Source organism: Candidatus Flexicrinis affinis, assembly GCA_016716525.1.
GTDB lineage: Bacteria > Chloroflexota > Anaerolineae > Aggregatilineales > Phototrophicaceae > Flexicrinis > Flexicrinis affinis.
On the sequence record JADJWE010000002.1, the window covers coordinates 105,401 to 122,672 of the forward strand.

Genomic DNA, 17,272 nt, shown 5'->3' on the forward strand with positions numbered 1-17,272 from the left:
GGCCGAAGTATACCAGAGGCCGCCGAATCTCCGGTACAGCCGATGCATCTGTTCGCTGAAGTCTTCCCCATAGAACCCGCCGTGGTCGAGTCGATCGGTGCATATACGCTTCGCCTGAGCGAGGAACGAGACCGCGACCGTACGGGCCGGCTGCTGGCACGCCGCCTGCGTGAGGCCTTGGCTTCTCCGTGGCTGTGGTCGGGCGGGCAGCTCGTGACTGCGGTCGCCCGCAGCGACGTCGAGCTGATGATCGCGCTGGACATCCTGCGCGGCGCCGAGCCAGACAGGCTGGGCCATGTGCAAGCGGTCGAAGCGGCAGACGCACCGAGCGCCCGTCAATTGGCCGAGTTCTACGTCCTGACCCTGTCGCCCGCGCTGCGAGGCGCACTGGAAAGCGTACTGAAGCGGGGCGGCGCGACGATCCCGGCCGAAAACGGAACCATCGTGATCGACCGTGAAATCCGCCTGCAGCCGTGGTCGGTGGGCGATGAGCCTGCGCTGTCGATCAGCGTCTCGTCGCGGATTCGTCACAGCCGCGACGCGGCCGCGCTGCTCGGCGATGGCCGCGACCTGACCGGCATGCGCGTGACTGGGCCGGGCGGATTCACGGCGCAAGTCGTCGCTGTCGACGGCACGTTACGTCCCGCACGCGAGAAGCTGCTGCGTCAGAGAATCCCGGACGCGCTGGGCGACCTCATCCGCGCAGCGCCCGGCGACTCTCCGGTGCTGCGACTCAAAAACGAGCGGGGGTCGGTGCGCATGCCTGCTTCAGGTCTAAGTCTGGCGCTCCGCCTAGAAGATCTGGCCAAGTTCGGCGTCGCGCTTGAACACGCCGAGCCGCTCGTCCGCCTCGACCCGCCGACTCGCGCCGCGTTGATTCGGTCGCTGAGCGACGTACTCAAGGACGAGAACCAGATCGGGCGCGCGTACGCAAGCCGCGAACGTGCGGATACGTTCGTGATGCCGACCGACGACGATATCCCGTACCTGCGCTTCGCAGATCGGCGGACACGGCCGGCGGTTCCCGGTAGGCTGGCAATCGACTTTCTTGCGTGCGGACCGTACCGTTTGCGCGACCGATTTCAGACGTCGCCGATCCGCGCGTGTATCGTCAACGCCCTGTCGATCAAGTCGGATGACTTCGTCGAAGCGATGCAGCGCCAGCTTCAGCGCCTGATCGGATTCCGGCTTGACATCGCCCGCGAACGGCAAGTGCGCGTGTTGAAAGAAGACACGCTGGATGCCGCTGTGAAGTTAGTCGAGAAGGAAACGCCTGACATCGTGCTGCTGTTCCTTCCTGACGACGCGGTCGCTGAATATGCTGACTACGCGAAATCGCTGACACTGGCCCGCGCGCTGCCTGCGCAGATCGTCACCCAGACGATGATTGACGACCCGGATGCAATGCCCGGCGTCATCGTCCAACTGCTCGCACGCACCGGCAATACACCTGCCGCACTTGCCGACCCGATCGACGGGTTTCACGAAGTCGTCGGCCTTGATCGCGTGCGGCGCACGGCCGGCGGCGTGACGACTATGCACGCCGTCGCGCGCGTCTATGCGGCAGACGGCACGTTCCGGCGTTATGTCGTGCGGTCTAGCGAATTGTCGCCACAGCACCCACCCTACCTGCTGATGCGAGAATTGTTCAGCCAGCGCGACACCAGCGGCAAACGGATCGTCGTGCACGTCAACGGGCGGCTTCCGGCCGACATGCGCGCGGCGATGAAAACGTGGGGACAGGCGATCAAGGCACACTTCGCCATCGTCGAGATCGTGCGCCGAAACGTCCCGCGCCTGTATGCGCTAGACGATCGACGCGTCGTTGCACCGCCCGCAGGCTCACAGCTTGTCCTCAGTACCAGCGAGGCGATCGTCGTGCTGCCGTACACGCCGTTACCCGCACCTGCGCAATCCCCCAATCTTCGGGGGCGTGGAGCCATGTCGGGCCGCATTGGTGACGGAAATCACATATACTTAGGGATGACACCGCAGCCTGTACATGTGTTGGCAGATGGCATCTCATTGCGGCAGGCTGTGGACAGTGTCATTCGCTGGTCGCTGTTGGATTACAGCGCCCGTCCGACCGGTGTTCCGGCGACGGTGGTGAATACCGACACGCTGGCGTTCTGGTTGGAAAAGGGCGGAACCTTCACGCAAGATGGTGGAGACGTCCCGTTTTGGTTATAGGTCTTAGGAGGCTCAACATGCCACGCCTGATTCGCGGTTTCCTGTTCGCCACCTTCATGATGTTTGTCGGAGTCCTTGTCGCCCGTTGGATCTACGCGACCCGCTTAACGCCGGAGCAGCGCGAGAAGCTGCGCGCCCGCGTTGACGAGGCCATTGAAGCGGGCAAACACGCGGCCGAGGAGAAGCGCGATCGCCTCGAAGACCGGCTTGAACAGCTCGTCGGCGAGAACGGCGTCCGCGCCTAGTTCACGCTGAGAATCGACCGCCAGACAGGCGTCCATACGGGCGCCTGTTTGCGTTTCAGTCGGCGCCAACACGAACCGTCAGGGCGACGGAGATCGGCTCGGTCGTCATGTCGGCCAGCGGTGTAATGGCAATCGCGACATCCCTCGCATCCGGCGCAATGTCGACTTCCAGTCGTCCGCTGCCATATACCCGCTGCCGGTCGACGCGCACACCCGAATCGGTGCGCTGCATAACCTGCACCCACACCGACGACTCGATTCGGTTGTCCGTCAGCACCCACCCTGCCGCAGACCACTCTCCGACGCCTTGTTCGGTGTCGTCACGGTAACCGATCGCGTCGATCGCAATATCGTCCAGTGCCACACCCGGCTCGGTCAGCGCGTCGTCGGTGACGACCAGCCAACGCACCCGCACCCGCTGATCCACAAAGTCGTCCAACCGCACCCGCTCGGTATGCCATCCGCCGCTGTACCCCGTGACCGCCGGTCCATACGGGCTGTCCTCGGCGGCGTCGAGTTCAAGGACTTGCCACGTTGCACCGTCGTCTGTCGTCGCGGTGAGCAGCAGATAGTCGTAGTTATCCTCGAGGTCGTACCAAAGGTCGAACCACAGCTCCGGGACTGACGCGCCAGTCAGATCGAACTCATGCTGGAGCGCCGCGGCGCTGTCGTCAGCGCGCAGCGGGACCCAGAAATGGTCGCCTGACGCCGGCGAGGTCGGAAGCATCGACACGTCGGCGTCTGCGCTCACGTCGATCGTCAACACCCCGGCATCGCCAACGTCGACGGTGTAGTACGCCGCTGCAAAGGGGGGTAGCGAAACATCGATCGTCGAACCGACGGCGATTGGCCGCGACGCCGGCGCGGGAAGCGTCACGCTGCGGTAGCCGTGCAGGTCCGAACCGTCACTGCGCAGATAGTTTGCGGCGACCCAGTTAGCGATTAAGGTCTCGGCGTCCAGTTCCGGGTCGATTGCGCCCAGCATGGCGCGTACCGGTGCGAGCCCGGGGCCCTCGCCTGCCGCCAACGCCCTCACGCCCTCACGCCCGAAGCGATCTGCCACGTACGTAACGAACAGCCCCGCACCGCCGTAGTGCGCGCCGCGGTCCGACTCAAGGCTCCAGTCCGTGAGCTGAATGCCCGGATTGCGCTGGAATGCCGAAAACACCCAGTCCGCTGGCAGCATGCCAAGCGCCAGCTCGGTGTACGTTGACAGCCCCTCGTTCAGCCACGTCTGCGGATGTTCTCCGCGGTGGTCGCGAATCATGTGCTGGAACTCGTGCGCCAGCGTCGCGACGACCTGCGGCCGATCAAGCCGTCCACTCGCCAACGCGGTGCTAACGAAGAACAGATCCGCCTCGCTGCTCAAGGGCACAATCTCGGACGGGTAGCGATCACTGCTGGAGTAGTACGCGGCTGTGCCGGATGTTACGCCATCTACAAACACAATCATCAGGCGTGGGTCGCCGTCGATGCCCGGGATGTCTTCGCTGCCCCACAGGTCGCGAACGGCCGGGTACACGATGTCGTCGAACTGCCGAAGAAGCGACGCGCCAGCCGACACATCGATGCCTATCGGCGTCTCGACCCACAGCGTCGCGTGCGATCCAGCCGCGATCAACTCGGCCTGCAGGCTTCGCCGTTCGCCAGAGTTGAGGTCCATCGCGTAGAACGTTCGCACATCACCCACAGCGGCAAGTGCGGGTGCTGGTTTGTCGGTCGCAGTCACGCCAAGCAGCTCGCGGGCGAGCACCACACGATCGCGGGGCGGAATCGCAGGCAGTGGATCAGCGGGCTGTGCCAGCACGACTGCGTACACGCAGACCCACACGACGACAATACCCACGCGGCGACTCATGAACACCCCTGTCTTGGCAGATACCGACCGAAGTATACATTCAACTGACCCGCTTTTGCGGTATGCTAGTCACAACCTGAGCCGTTATGGAGCGTCGAATCATGTCGAAAGTGGTCATCTCGCTGGGACAGATGCGCATTGCCCTCGGTGACGTGGGCCGCAACTACACCGCAGCGGAGCGGTTGATCGCGGAGGCGGCACGGCGCGGATCGCACCTCATCATGCTGCCGGAACTGTGGTCGACTGGCTACGCGCTGGACCGCGCGAACGAGCTGGCGTCGGCACTGAACGCCGGTGTTTTCGCCCAGATCGCCAAACTCGCCAAAGAACACAACATCTGCGTATGCGGCTCGATGCTCGAAAAGCGCGGCGTGGAAGTGACCAACAGCGCGGTGTTCTTTTCGCCCAAGGGACAGTTGATGGGGGTGTACCGGAAGATCCACCTGTTCCGCCTGATGAACGAGCACGTCCACCTCAGGGCCGGGTCGTCGCCGCTGGTGATGGATTTACCGTGGGGGCCGACCGGTGTGGCGATCTGCTATGACCTGCGCTTCCCCGAGCTGTTCCGGCGCTACGCCGTCGAAGGCGCCAAGATGGTGATCGTCCCGGCCGAGTGGCCGATCGAGCGCGCCGAACACTGGACGACGCTGCTCAAGGCGCGCGCCATCGAGAACCAGATGTACATCGTCGCCGTCAACAGCGTCGGCGAGACGGGCGGCGCGACGTTTGCGGGTGGTTCGATGATCGTCGATCCGTGGGGAAAGACCGTGGTGGCAGGTGGCGAAGAGCCGGGACTGTTCACGGCCGAGGTCGATCTGGATCGGGTAAACGCCGTGCGCGAGAAGATTCCGGTGTTCGAAGACCGCAGGCCAGAGTTGTACGAGCCGCTGGACTTCAGAGTCTAGGACTGGGCGCGAAACAAAACCGGGGCGCTTCGTAGGGAAGCGCCCCGGTGTGATTCTTAGGAGCTTACAGCCCGTAGACGTCGCCGTACTTGTTCTGCAGATACTCGACGTACGGCGCCGGGTCGATCGGCCCGCCCGCGATACGCTCGGTCAGTTCCTGCGACGTGAACTTGCGCCCGTGCCGGTGGATGTTCTCGACCAGCCAGTTGCGCAGGGTATCGAACTTGCCTTGAGCGAACTCGTCACGCAGGTTCGGGTGCTGCTTGAGCGCCGCATTGAAGTACTGCACGCTCAGCAGGTTGCCCAGCGCATAAGTCGGGAAGTAGCCGATCATCCCGCCTGACCAGTGGACATCTTGCAGCACGCCCACCTTGTCGTTGGGTGGCGTGACGCCCAAATACGCTTCGAAACGCTCGTTCCATTCGCGCGGCAGATCTTTGACCGCCACCTTGCCGCTGACCATGTCGCACTCCAGCTCGAAGCGCAGCATGATGTGCAGGTTGTAGGTGGCCTCGTCGGCCTCGACGCGGATGAACTGCCGCTCAACGGTGTTGACGGCGCGCCAGAAGTCGTCGAGCGAGACACTGCCCAACTGTGCCGGGAACGTCTGCTGCAAGCGCGGATAAGCCCACGACCAGAACGGCTTGCTGCGCCCGACGATGTTCTCCCACATGCGCGACTGTGACTCGTGGACGCCCAGCGACGTGCCGCCTGCCAGCGGCAGCCCGTCAATCTCAGGCGCGCTGCCCTGCTCGTACAGGCCGTGGCCGGTCTCGTGCATCAACCCGAACAGCGCTGGATTCAGGAAATCGTCGTGAAAGCGGGTGGTTAGGCGCACGTCGTAACGAGAGAAATTGGTGCAAAACGGATGCACCGACACGTCCTGCCGCCCGCGCTTGAAGTCGAAACCGAACTGCTCGACCACCCACAGTGCAAATTCGCGCTGCTTGTCGGTGTCGAAGTGCTGGTGCACGGGCGCGTTCGACACGCGGCCTTCGACTTTGCTGATCTGTGCGATCAGGTCGATGAGCGCCGGCTTGTGCGAGTCGAAGATGCGCTTGACCTCGGCTGTCGTCATACCCCGCTCGTACGAGTTGATCAGCGCGTCATACGGGTGATCCGTGTAGCCGAGGTACTCGGCGCGGCGCACGACCATTTCGAGGATGCGCTCAAGGTACGGCTCGAAGCGGCTGAAATCGCTTTCGGCACGGGCCTGCGCCCACACCTCGTGCGACTCAGCAGTGAGCTTGGTGAACTCGGCGACGAACTCGGTCGGAAGCCGGGTCGCCTCGTCAAAGTCGAAGCGCGCAACGCGCAGCAGCGCGGCATCGTCGCTGTCGTAATCCGCGCCGGCCACTTCGCGCTCGCCAGCCTCGATCAGCCTCCCGAGCTCGTCGCTCGTCGCCATCTGATGGGCGATCCGCGACAGCGTCGAAAGCTGCCGCGCACGCGGAGAAGCGCCGCCTTCCGGCATCATCACTTCCAGATCCCAGTACAGCACGGCCGCGGCATTGTAGAGGTCTGTGACCTGCTGCAAGTGCGACTTGAGTTTGGATAGGGTTTCGGACACGTCCTGCCCTCCATTTGAATTAATTTGACTGGCACAGTATAGCGGACTTTGCTGGATAGTGGATAGTGCGGCGATTGCGATCAACTCCTCGGCCCGCTTGTCTCATCCCTATCCGGTTCGTTACACTGCACGCACGATCGTAAGCGCCTCGTCCGGGGCCGAGCTAGCGGAGAAGTCGTGATGCCGAATCGAGTGATGCGCGCTGTTCTCGCGATTGGACTGTTGGCGACCCTGCTGTCAATTCCTGTCGTGGCGCAGGACAGCGATGGCGGGCCGCAGTGGTGGAACGAGCGCGTGTTCTATCAGATCTTCGTGCGCAGCTTCTACGACAGCGACGGCGACGGCACCGGCGACATCCAAGGCATCATCGAGAAGCTCGATTATCTGAACGATGGAAATCCGGCGACCGGCGACGACCTTGCGGTGACCGGCCTGTGGTTGATGCCGATTCAGCCCTCACCGAGCGATCATGGGTATGACGCGACGGACTATACCGACATCAACCCGGACTACGGCACGCTAGACGATATGCGCGAGCTCGTCGCGGAGGCCCATGCGCGCGGGATCGCCGTGATCATCGACCTCGTCATCAACCATACGTCCGTCGAACACCCGTGGTTTGTGGCGTCCGCCGCCGGTGACCCGCAGTACGCCAACTACTACATCTGGGCCGACGAGAACCCCGGATTTCGCGGGCCGGACACGCAAAACGTATGGCATGCCAAGGACGGGCGTTTCTACTACGCGCTGTTCTCGCCCTCTCAGCCCGACCTGAACTTTGCCAATCCTGACGTGACGGCCGAGATGATCGATATCGCGCGCTTCTGGCTCGAAGATGTCGGCGTGGACGGCTTCCGAGTCGACGCGGTCAAGTTCATCGTCGAGGAAGGGCGCGCACTGGAAAACACGTCGTCGACGCACGCGTGGCTCGAAGCCTTCCACGCCGCCATCCGCGAGATCAAGCCGGACGCCGTGCTGGTCGGTGAGGTTTGGGACGCGACGCCGCTGGTCGTCCCGTACGTTGGGGGCGAAATGGATATCGCATTCGAGTTCGACCTCGCCGCCGGGCTGGTACGGTCGGCCAGCTTTGGGCTGCCGGGCACGCTGCTGCGCGCCCTCGATCCGGTCCTGCGCATGTATCCGCCGCTGCAGTATGCGACCTTCATCGCCAACCACGATCAGGACCGGTTTATGTCGCAGGCCAACGGCAGCATCGAGGCGGCCCGCCGCAGCGCCTATGCGTTGCTGACCCTGCCCGGCGTCCCGTTCATCTACTACGGCGAAGAGATCGGCATGAGCGGGCGGCGAACGCTGCCAGATACCGACAACGAGCGCCGGTCGCCGATGCAGTGGGACGATTCTGCAAACGGCGGGTTTACCACCGGAGAACCGTGGTTCCGCGTCAACCCCGAGTACCCGGACGTCAACGTCGCAGCCCAGCAGGACGATCCCGCGTCGGTGTTGAACGCGTACCGTACGCTGACGCAGCTGCGCGCACAGTCGCCGGCGCTGCAGTACGGTGACGTCATCTTGTTCGAAAGCGCAGATAACCGCGTGCTGGCATTCGCGCGCCATGCCCCGGAGCAGACGCTCATCGTGCTGATCAACATGGACGATCAACCGACGAGCGACTATGCGCTCAGCGGGTCGCTGCCGAACGTTGCGTTTGTCGAGGCGGTCAGCCTGCTCGACGGCGAAATCGTCGCTGCGCCGGAACTGGGCGGCTACGGAACGATCACAGGCTACCAGCCTGTGGCCGAGCTGCCGGCAAACAGCATCATGATCGTCGAGCTGGTGCCGTAACGCCTACTTCGGCTTGGCGGCCTTGCCCAGCACGACCTTGCCAGTCTGTCCGTTGATCAGCGCAGGCCGGATGTCGCCGTCGCGTTCGTGGATCGAAGCGGCCCACACCGGCAGCAGTGCGAGGCGGAACGAAATCGGTCGCATCATGGAACTGACGGAAATGGTCGTTTCGGTGGACGTATTGATCGTGTGCTTCTCGCGCATGGCTTGGCCGACCACTGCATACGCCTCGAGCGATGCCGCGTCGAAGTCCGTCGTGTAGATCTCGGCGCTGTGCTGCGAAATGACCTCCGGCGAATACACCAGTGCACCGCTCATTTCGAACCTGCCGAGCCGTGACAGCATCCACGCCGGTGGCTGAGACACCGCCGGAATCAGCACGTTGAGCGCCGCATCGGGAAAACGGTCGGTGATGATCTGCCCGTGACCACTGGCCGACAGCGGATTCACCGCGTACTGCGAATCATCCCGGATACGGTACGAGCGCGTGACGTCCACCGCAGCGTCGAACACCCAGTATGGCAGATACACACTTTCGACATGCAGACGGTCGGTACGCCGGTCGGAGAACCACGCCATGACGCGCTCCATCCGCCCGTCCAGCGCCGCGTAAATCAGCTCACGGGCGCGCGCTTCGTCGAAGTGGAACGGCACGACGATATCCGGCTGCGAGAGCGACCCGACGGCATCCTGCGTAATGATGTTTCGCGAGCCGCAGAACGGGCATGACTCCGAGAGCTGATGGGCGGGCAGCGTTCGCTCCGCGCCGCATCCGTTGCAGTGCAGGACGCGCTGGCCGACCACCCACACCACCGGTTGAGCGCGCTTCTTGAGCATCGCCCGTGCCATATTGTGCGCCGCACCGTCCCTCCGGTTGGCAATCGTATGCCCGCACGAGCCGCAGCGCAGCACGCCGGGCCGGTCCGGGTCGTGGGTTAGCTTGGGCGCGCCGCAGCGCGGGCAACGTGTGGCTTGGGCATTGGCCTTCACGCTGCCGGCTTGGGCGATGTCCGGCATCGTGAAATCGTCCACGACATCGTCCGCGTCCAGTTCGCCGTCGAGGATCATCAATTCGCGAAGCCCCTCGCCGTGCTGCATGTCAATCGCCAGCAGCGACTTCAGGTGCGCTCGCCGCTCCGATTCGTCCGCCAGCAGCCGACCGAGCCACAGGTGCGCATCGGTGAACTCCGGTTCATACTCGACCGCCCGGCGCAGGTGATGAATCGCGCCGTCCCAGTCCTTGCGGCGAACGTGATCCATCGCGGTTCCGAAGATCGCCTCGGCGTATGCCGACACGCCGCCCTTGTGCTTTACGATGTACGACGGACGATATCGCTCGCGCCGCTGCGTCAGCAGTTCGTCCACAACAACCAGCGGGTCGGATTCCGCAGCGGTGGGGTCTCCGAACAGCGCCTCGAGTTCATCGTCGTGCGGGGCGTCGTGGGCCTCCGGCTCGGGATGAGTCACGTATCCGCACCACACGCACGAGATTACTCCCCCACTCAGCCGGAATGGTTTGACGGCGCTGCAGTTCGGACAGCGTTCGAGTGCAGGCGTACTTGCGCTTGTCATGGTTCCCCCGCCGTTTGTCAGCGACGCTTCTATCAGTGTAACCGATGTCCCCGCACGCCCGAGTCGTCAATTCTTGAGGGAGCGGCCGGAACGTCCTCAACACTCCGCGCCCGATTGCTTTACACGGTGCGGCGCGTATGCCACAATCCGCGCCGATATGCGGTGCGAGACAGGAGACTGGCGATGACCGTCGTATGCATGGGTGAACTGCTGATCGATTTCGTCGCCAACGAGACGGGCGTCGAGGTCGGGCAGGCATCGGGCTTCATGAAAGCACCGGGTGGCGCACCGGCCAACGTCGCCGTCGCCATCAAGCGGCTTGGCATGGACAGCGCGTTTATCGGTCAGGTCGGTGACGATCCGTTCGGGCACTACCTCGCCGGCGTGCTGATCGAAAACGGTGTCGACGCATCCGGCCTGCGATTTATCACCGAGGCGCGTACACCGCTGGCATTCGTCAGCTTGAAGGCCGACGGAGAGCGCAGTTTCGTGTTCTACCGCCATCCCAGCGCCGACATGCTGATGACGCCGGACGACGTGAACTATGCTCTGATCGACAACGCGCGGGCGTTTCATTTCGGCAGCTTGGCGCTGGTCGCCGAGCCGATGCGGTCGGCCACGGTCGCGGCGGCCAGCTACGCGCTCGAAAAAGGCGTGTTAGTGAGCTACGACCCGAACCTGCGGCTCAATCTGTGGCCGAACGCAGACACCGCGCGTACCGAGATCACGAAGGCGCTCGCATACGCGTCGATCCTCAAAGTCAGCGACGACGAACTCGAGTTTCTCACAGGCGGCGACGTCTACGCGCTGTGGCGCGAATACACCCGCGTGATCGTCGTGACGCGCGGACGGCACGGCTCGGCGGCCTATACCCGCGACGGCACGTTCCTGCTGGCTGAGGGCCAAGGCGTCCCGACCATCGACACCACCGGCGCGGGCGACGCGTTCGTCGGCGCGCTGCTGGTCAAGCTGCTGTCATCCGAGGACTTGGACGGCCTGCTAGAGACGGCCACCAACCTCGGCGACGTGCTGCACTTCGCCAACACCGTCGGGGCCATCACGACGACCAAGCGCGGGGCCATCCCCGCTCTGCCGACCATGGCCGAAGTCGAGGCCCTGATGCACAGCGCGGGGTAACTAGCTGCCGAGCAGAAGGCGCAACCGGAAGCGTACAGGTCCCTCTGACGCGGCACCTGTCGGCTGCTGCGACAGAAGGGGTCAAACGCGACTGCGTTTCACCTCTTCTCCCTGAAGGAGAAGGAGTTGGGGGATGAGGGCCCGATCGCTCTAGTACCCAACCTCTAGCACGACCATCTCCAACGCAGCGACGTCGAGCGTGACGTATCCGTTGATGACGGTGTAGGCTGCCCCGCCGACCATATCCGTAAGCGTCGTGCCATCCGCTACGCCCGCCGCACGCACGTTAAGCTGGAACGCGCGATACGGCCCGTCGCCGCGATGCGCGATCACGATCACATGCTGTTCGGGCGATTGACGGCCGAAGGCATACGTGTTGCCCTGCGCATGCAAGTCCTGAAAACCGCCGGTTTTGAGCGCCGGACTGCCGCGCCGCAGCGCGATGAACGTCTTGTAGTGCGCCAGCAGGTCGTGATCCCACTTGGCCTCGTCCCACGGCATCGGCCGGCGGTTGTCCGGGTCGGTGCCGCCGGGCAGGCCGATTTCGTCGCCATAGTAGACACACGGCACGCCGGGATAGGTCATCAGGAGCGCGAGGCCAAGCTTGACTTTGGCCGTGCTGCCGCCGCACATCGTCAGGAAGCGCATCGTGTCGTGGCTGCAGAGCTGATGGAACTGCTGATTGGCGATGATCCACGGCACCGCCGCGCGGAAGCGTCGAAGCTGTTCGGCGAACGCGTCGGTCGGCATCGGCACCGGATCTTTGCTGCCCTCGGCCCAGCTTCCGCCGTCGTAACCGGCGATCCAGCGCCAGATCGGCACGTTCAGCCCTTGATAGTCCATCACCGCGTCGAACTCGTTGCCTTGCAGGTGCGGCGTACTGTCGAAGAAGTGCTCGCCGATCAAGTAGGCTTGCGGATTCTCCTCTTTCACCGCCGCGCGCATCCCGCGCCCGACCTTGTGGCCGACCTGCACCGCACCCTGCCGCCCCGCCATGTTCGCCACGTCAAGCCGCCAGCCGTCGATATTGAACGGTGGCCGCAGCCAATAGCGCAGCACGCTGCCTTGGCCGGCGTACATCTGCTCGCGCAGCTTCTCGCTTTGATAGTTGAGCTTGGGCAGCGTCCTGACGCCCAGCCACGACTCGTAGCCGTCCGGACGGCTGTGGAACGTGTAGTAGTCGGCAGTCGGCGCGTTCGGGTCTTCACGTGCGGCGATGAACCACGGATGCCGGTCGCCGGTGTGGTTATGCGTCACGTCCAGCATCAGGTACATGCCACGCTCGCTCAGCGCGTTGCGCAGATCGACAAGCGCCTGATCCCCGCCGAGGTGCGGGTCAACCGAGTAGAAGTCGTGGATATTGTAGCGGTGGTTGCTGTAACTCGGGAAAATCGGCGTCAGATAGACTGCGTTGACGCCGAGCGCTTCGAGATAATCGAGCTTTTCGCGTACACCGATCAAATCACCGCCGAAGAATTCGACTGCGCCCGACTCGCGCCACGGGCGCGGCATTTCGTCCCATGCCCGCCGCGTGACCTTGATACCACCCTCGTCCCAAGCGCCTTCCGGCGGCGTGATCGACGGATCGCCGTTGGCGAAGCGGTCGGGGAAGATCTGATAGAAAACGGCCTCGTGCACCCATTCCGGTGTCTGCAAGTCGGCCGCGAGGATGAAGTCGCCCCAGTCCGGGCCGTCATACTGCGCGATGCCGTTCTGATACAGGTGGAACGCGCCGTGCGGTGTGAGCAGCTTGAACCGATAGTTGTTGCGCGGCTGATGCACCTTGAGCGGCCCCTCCCAGAACACGCTCACGGCGTCCTCGCGGACGGGTGTCAACGCGGCAAAGTGCGCCTCGCCATCCGGAACCGTGCGGACAAATACCGCGGTCACCGGCGCATCCTTCGGCACGCGCACGGTGACAGTCACGACCTCGCCCAAGCGGGGGATCGGGTTGGAAACGTATACAGAAGATCCGTCGTGATGCACGCCGGATGCCCAATGCGGTGTGGTCATTTCCACCTCCCATGCGATAGGACCACGGCTTATGCTATCCGGTTGGCCGGGCGATCACAATGCCATCGCCGCTGTCTTCATACGGTAGAATGCACAAATCGCACACGGGAGCTTGTCGGATGACCGAAGCGGTCGATCGGAAGATTGTGTTCATCACCGGCGCGTCGAGCGGTGTCGGGGAGGCGTTAGCGCTGGCGTTTGCGGCGCGCGGATGCGCGGTCGCCGGCACCTCGCGCGATGCCGCCCGGCTTGACGATCTCGCGCAGCGAATCGCGGCGGCTGGCGGGCAATTTCTGCCGCTGGCGTGCGATGTCCGCGATCGAGCGTCGGTCCTTGCCGCCGTCGAAGCAGCAGTCGCCGCATTTGGCCGGTTGGATGTCGTCGTCGCCAATGCCGGGATCGGCCACCGCGGCAGCACCATCGACGCCGAATGGGACGATCTCGAAACCGTGCTGCGGACGGACATCGACGGCGCGCTGCATACGGTCCGCGCCGGGGTGCCACACCTGCGCCAGCACGGCGGGCATGTCGTCATTATCTCGTCGATCGTGTGGAATCTGGTGTCCCCGTTCGCCGCCGTTTATGCGGCGAGCAAAGCCTTCGTCGCCAGCCTTTCGCGCTCGATGCGCCATGAGCTGCGCGCGCACGGCATCCGCCTGATCGAGGTACGGCTCGGGCGGGTTGCCACCGAATTCAATACCCGGCGGCTCGGGGGCGGCAAACGCACGTCGGCAGGGTTCATCCCCGAGATGACGCCGGAGTTCGCCGCTGCTGCGATCGTACGCGCCGTGCTCGACCGGCACGCCGACATCGTCAACCCGCGCTTGATCGACCGCCTGATCGTCCTCGCCAACCGTCTTGTGCCGGACCTGATCGCGCGCTTCGCGGCGCGCCAATACAAGTAACGCGCTACTTCTTCCCGTTGGGCTTTTTGGGTGGCTTGGGAGACGCCTTGCACTGCCGTTCCAGCTCCAGCAGCAAACGGTCGCCGTTGTAGTAGTCGCCGCGCAGGATCAGCCAGAGGAACACCAGCAGGCCAGCCACCACGACGGCAGGGATCGGCGCGCCGGTGAGCGTCAAGAACGCGGCCACGATCGGCGTCGCGATCAGCAGTTGGCGCTGGCGCTGCGGGCTTAATCCGTCCGGGGCGCTGCCATAGATGATCGTCTGCCCGCCTTCGCGCACGATCTGGCCTTCGATCCACGTCTGGCGCTGGAATCCGAGTGCGACCGGCGCCCTCATGCCCAACGTGAATGTACCGGATTTCTCCGCCTTGCCGTCGATTTTGAGACGCGACGCGGTGCCGGGTTGGGCGATGCGTTCGTTCAGCGCCTTGACGCACTCGGCGATCGGGCGCTCGCTGTACAGGGTGTAGCGCACGTTCGGTCCTACAGCATCGGAATCGTCACGCCGCCGTCAACCACCATGACCTGCCCGGTCGTGTAGCTCGAAGCGGGCGACGCGAGGTACAACGCCATGCCGGCGATCTCGTCCGGCTCGCCGATCCGGCGTGCGGGCGTGCGCGACGTGACGGCCTCGAGGATGTCGGGGTTCGACCACAGCGCCTCGGCGAACTTGGTCTTGATCAGGCCGGGCGCGATCGCGTTCACCTGAATGTTGTCCGTCGCGAGTTCCATCGCCAATGTCTGCGTGAGGTTGATGACCGCCGCTTTGGTCGCGCTGTAAATGCCCTGCATCGTGCCCGGTCGCAAGCCGTTGACCGAGGCGACGTTGATGATCTTCCCTCCGCCACGCTGACGCATCATCGGCACGACGGCCTGCGCCAGCCATACCGGTCCCATGATGTTGACTTCCAGCGTCTTATGCCACATCGAGTCGGGCGCGTCGAGAAGCGTACCGAAATGCGGGTTGGTCGCGGCGTTGTTGACCAGCACGTCCACGCCGCCATAGTGCGCGGCAACAGCCTCGACCATCGCGATCAGCGCGGCTTTATCGCCGTTGTGCGCCGCGATCGGCAGCACGTCGCCGCCGTTTGCGCGCAACGTCTCGGCGACAGCGTCGAGCGCATCCTGCTTGCGGCTGACCAGCGCGACCTTCATGCCGGCCTGGGCGTACCGCGTGGCGATCGCCTGCCCGATCCCGCGCGACGCGCCGGTGACGATCGCGACCTTGCCTGTAACATCAAACAACTCAGTCATAACGCACTCTCCTCTGCCGGTTGCGATTATCCGACAGCAGCGGGCGAGTTTCAACCGACGCAACGCCATTGCAGACCAAGCGTTCCGCCTAATATGCCCGGGCGAGGCCAAGTGCCTTGCATTCGTTCAGGCGGGCACGTCGGTCGGTTCGGATTGGGGCATCTTGGGCACGGCGAACCACAGCACCGCCGCCGCGATCGACTCGCTGACCAGCGCGACCCAGGCCGCGCCCATCGGCCCGTAGACCGGAATCAGCACGATGGCCGCAACTCCCTGCCCGGCCAACGCCAGCAGCGACACGGTGTTCACCCAGTCCTCGCGCTTGTGGGCGTACCAGTACAGCCCGCGCAGGTATTTGAGCGACATCGGCAGCAGCGACCACGCGAGGATGCGCAGCACCTCGGCCGAGTCGTCGAACTGTTCGCCGAAGAACGCGCCGATCAGCACATAGGCAAGCAGCCATACCAGCGCACCGAACGACAATCCGTACGCGATCAGCCCGCGGCGCGCCCAACGGAACATCTGCTGGAAGCGTGCCGGTTCGGCCGCCATCAAAGTCAGGAACGGCAGAAGCGCGTCGAAGGCCGCCTGCGGCACCAATCGGCCGGCTTCGATGAAACGTGCCGAGGCCGCGTAACTCCCCGCCGCCTCCTGCGATACCTGCTGTTCGAGGATCAGCAGGTTCACGCGCATCTGCAGCGCGGCGATCACCGCGGCGATGGCGAACGGCAGCGCGCGGATGAGCAGCTCGCGGGTCGGCACAACCTCACCGGTCGGCGCTTCTGCGAACGCCACCCGCCAGATCGCATACCCGGCGGCGAGCTGGGCGGCGCTCGTGAGCGTGTTGACCCACAGCGCCGTCTCGACCCCATACCCGGAGCCGAATACGATCGCGGTCAGGACGACCTGCGCGGTCAACATGCCAACGTTGAGCGCGGCCGCGGGGCGCATCCGGCGCTGCGAACGAAACACCGCAGTAAACGACGACACCAGCGGGTTGATGACGATCAGCGGGGTCGAAATCGCGATGCCGCGCGCGACCGCCTCGCTGCCGGCCAGTACTGGCGCGGCCAGAAGTACGGCAGCGATCAGTGGCAGTCCGACGATCAGGCGCACGCGCAGGCCCGCCGCCAAGTAGGCGCGGGTCGGCGGGTCGTTCCGATATGCCAGATCGCGGCTGATCAGCGTGCCGACGCCGGCGTCGACCAGCAGGCCCAGCGGGAACACCCACGCGACCGACGCCGCGTAGACACCCAAGCCCGCCTCGCCAACCGCACGTCCGATCAATACGGACAGGCCGAACGCGAGAATCGCGCCCAGCACGTTGCTGCTCATCAGGGTCGCGATCGACCCGCGCAAGCTGCGCGGCGCGGCCTCAGTCATTGTCGAACAGCGAGGGTGCGTTCTTGCGCACGACATCTTCCCCCAGTTTGTCGCTGAGCTTCTGGCGCAGCTTGGGCGTCTCTTCGGCCCACTTGCTCCTAAGTTGTTCCTTGGATGCGCCGCGCGAATCGCCGGCGTTGGTCGCCATGCCCCCGGCCACCGCCGGCACGGTCGTGATGCGCTTGACCGGCGCGGCAAATCCGCATTTGGGGCACGGCGGCGCGTCCGCGTTCATCGCGTGATGCGCTTCGAACAGATGCCCGCAGTCCGGGCAGCGGTAGTCGTACAAGGGCATTCGCATCACCTCCACGGGTGTTTCGGGTGCTGCAAGTGTGTTGCGCAATTATACCTGAAACGGGCCGACGCGACGGTCAATCGCCGATCATGTGACGATTTGGCAACGTCACCTGACGTTCTGCGCATACAATGATAGAATC

At 64.2% G+C, this 17,272-nt stretch carries 14 protein-coding genes; 6 read left to right on the plus strand and 8 right to left on the minus strand.

Annotated features, from left to right (window positions below; genetic code table 11):
* The first annotated feature begins 42 nt into the window (after positions 1-42).
* Positions 43-2,190, plus strand: a complete 2,148-nt coding sequence (locus tag IPM16_09660; protein ID MBK9123368.1) for a hypothetical protein — start codon at positions 43-45, stop codon at positions 2,188-2,190.
* Between the two features lie 17 nt (positions 2,191-2,207).
* A complete protein-coding gene (locus IPM16_09665) occupies positions 2,208-2,435 on the plus strand; it encodes a hypothetical protein (protein MBK9123369.1) in 228 nt (75 codons plus the stop codon).
* Between the two features lie 55 nt (positions 2,436-2,490).
* Here the strand turns inward: IPM16_09665 and IPM16_09670 are convergent, their stop codons facing one another.
* On the minus strand, positions 2,491-4,293 hold the full coding sequence (locus IPM16_09670) for an immune inhibitor A (GenBank protein ID MBK9123370.1): 1,803 nt from the start codon (positions 4,291-4,293) through the stop codon (positions 2,491-2,493).
* A gap of 131 nt (positions 4,294-4,424) precedes the next feature.
* Between IPM16_09670 and IPM16_09675 the strand changes: the two genes are divergently transcribed.
* Positions 4,425-5,198: a carbon-nitrogen family hydrolase gene (locus IPM16_09675; GenBank protein MBK9123371.1), complete on the plus strand. Its 774-nt coding sequence runs from the start codon at positions 4,425-4,427 to the stop codon at positions 5,196-5,198.
* A gap of 64 nt (positions 5,199-5,262) precedes the next feature.
* Here the strand turns inward: IPM16_09675 and IPM16_09680 are convergent, their stop codons facing one another.
* Positions 5,263-6,768, minus strand: coding sequence for a carboxypeptidase M32 (locus IPM16_09680; protein ID MBK9123372.1), 1,506 nt, complete (start codon positions 6,766-6,768; stop codon positions 5,263-5,265).
* Between the two features lie 180 nt (positions 6,769-6,948).
* On the opposite strand from IPM16_09680, the gene IPM16_09685 reads away from it, so the two are divergent.
* Positions 6,949-8,571: an alpha-amylase gene (locus IPM16_09685; protein ID MBK9123373.1), complete on the plus strand. Its 1,623-nt coding sequence runs from the start codon at positions 6,949-6,951 to the stop codon at positions 8,569-8,571.
* Positions 8,572-8,574: 3 nt separating this feature from the next.
* Here IPM16_09685 and IPM16_09690 read toward each other — a convergent pair whose 3' ends face one another.
* Positions 8,575-10,143, minus strand: coding sequence for a hypothetical protein (locus IPM16_09690; GenBank protein ID MBK9123374.1), 1,569 nt, complete (start codon positions 10,141-10,143; stop codon positions 8,575-8,577).
* 177 nt (positions 10,144-10,320) lie between these two features.
* Here IPM16_09690 and IPM16_09695 point away from each other — a divergent pair, with 177 nt between their 5' ends.
* Positions 10,321-11,280 (plus strand): fructokinase, encoded by a 960-nt coding sequence (locus IPM16_09695; GenBank protein ID MBK9123375.1) that lies wholly within the window; start codon positions 10,321-10,323, stop codon positions 11,278-11,280.
* A gap of 150 nt (positions 11,281-11,430) precedes the next feature.
* Here IPM16_09695 and malZ read toward each other — a convergent pair whose 3' ends face one another.
* Positions 11,431-13,293: a maltodextrin glucosidase gene (gene malZ, locus IPM16_09700; GenBank protein ID MBK9123376.1), complete on the minus strand. Its 1,863-nt coding sequence runs from the start codon at positions 13,291-13,293 to the stop codon at positions 11,431-11,433.
* Between the two features lie 119 nt (positions 13,294-13,412).
* Between malZ and IPM16_09705 the strand changes: the two genes are divergently transcribed.
* Complete coding sequence (locus IPM16_09705) at positions 13,413-14,198, plus strand: SDR family oxidoreductase (GenBank protein ID MBK9123377.1); 786 nt, start codon at positions 13,413-13,415, stop codon at positions 14,196-14,198.
* 4 nt (positions 14,199-14,202) lie between these two features.
* Here the strand turns inward: IPM16_09705 and IPM16_09710 are convergent, their stop codons facing one another.
* From IPM16_09710 to IPM16_09725, 4 genes are all read right to left on the minus strand, one after another.
* A complete protein-coding gene (locus IPM16_09710; GenBank protein MBK9123378.1) occupies positions 14,203-14,673 on the minus strand; it encodes a hypothetical protein in 471 nt (156 codons plus the stop codon).
* A gap of 8 nt (positions 14,674-14,681) precedes the next feature.
* The gene (locus tag IPM16_09715; protein ID MBK9123379.1) at positions 14,682-15,452 is read right to left on the minus strand and encodes a glucose 1-dehydrogenase; all 771 of its coding nucleotides are present in this window, start codon (positions 15,450-15,452) and stop codon (positions 14,682-14,684) included.
* 126 nt (positions 15,453-15,578) lie between these two features.
* Complete coding sequence (locus IPM16_09720; protein ID MBK9123380.1) at positions 15,579-16,835, minus strand: oligosaccharide flippase family protein; 1,257 nt, start codon at positions 16,833-16,835, stop codon at positions 15,579-15,581.
* The gene (locus tag IPM16_09725; protein MBK9123381.1) at positions 16,828-17,130 is read right to left on the minus strand and encodes a zinc ribbon domain-containing protein; all 303 of its coding nucleotides are present in this window, start codon (positions 17,128-17,130) and stop codon (positions 16,828-16,830) included. The genes IPM16_09720 and IPM16_09725 overlap by 8 nt, the downstream gene beginning before the upstream one ends.
* Positions 17,131-17,272: the final 142 nt, after the last annotated feature.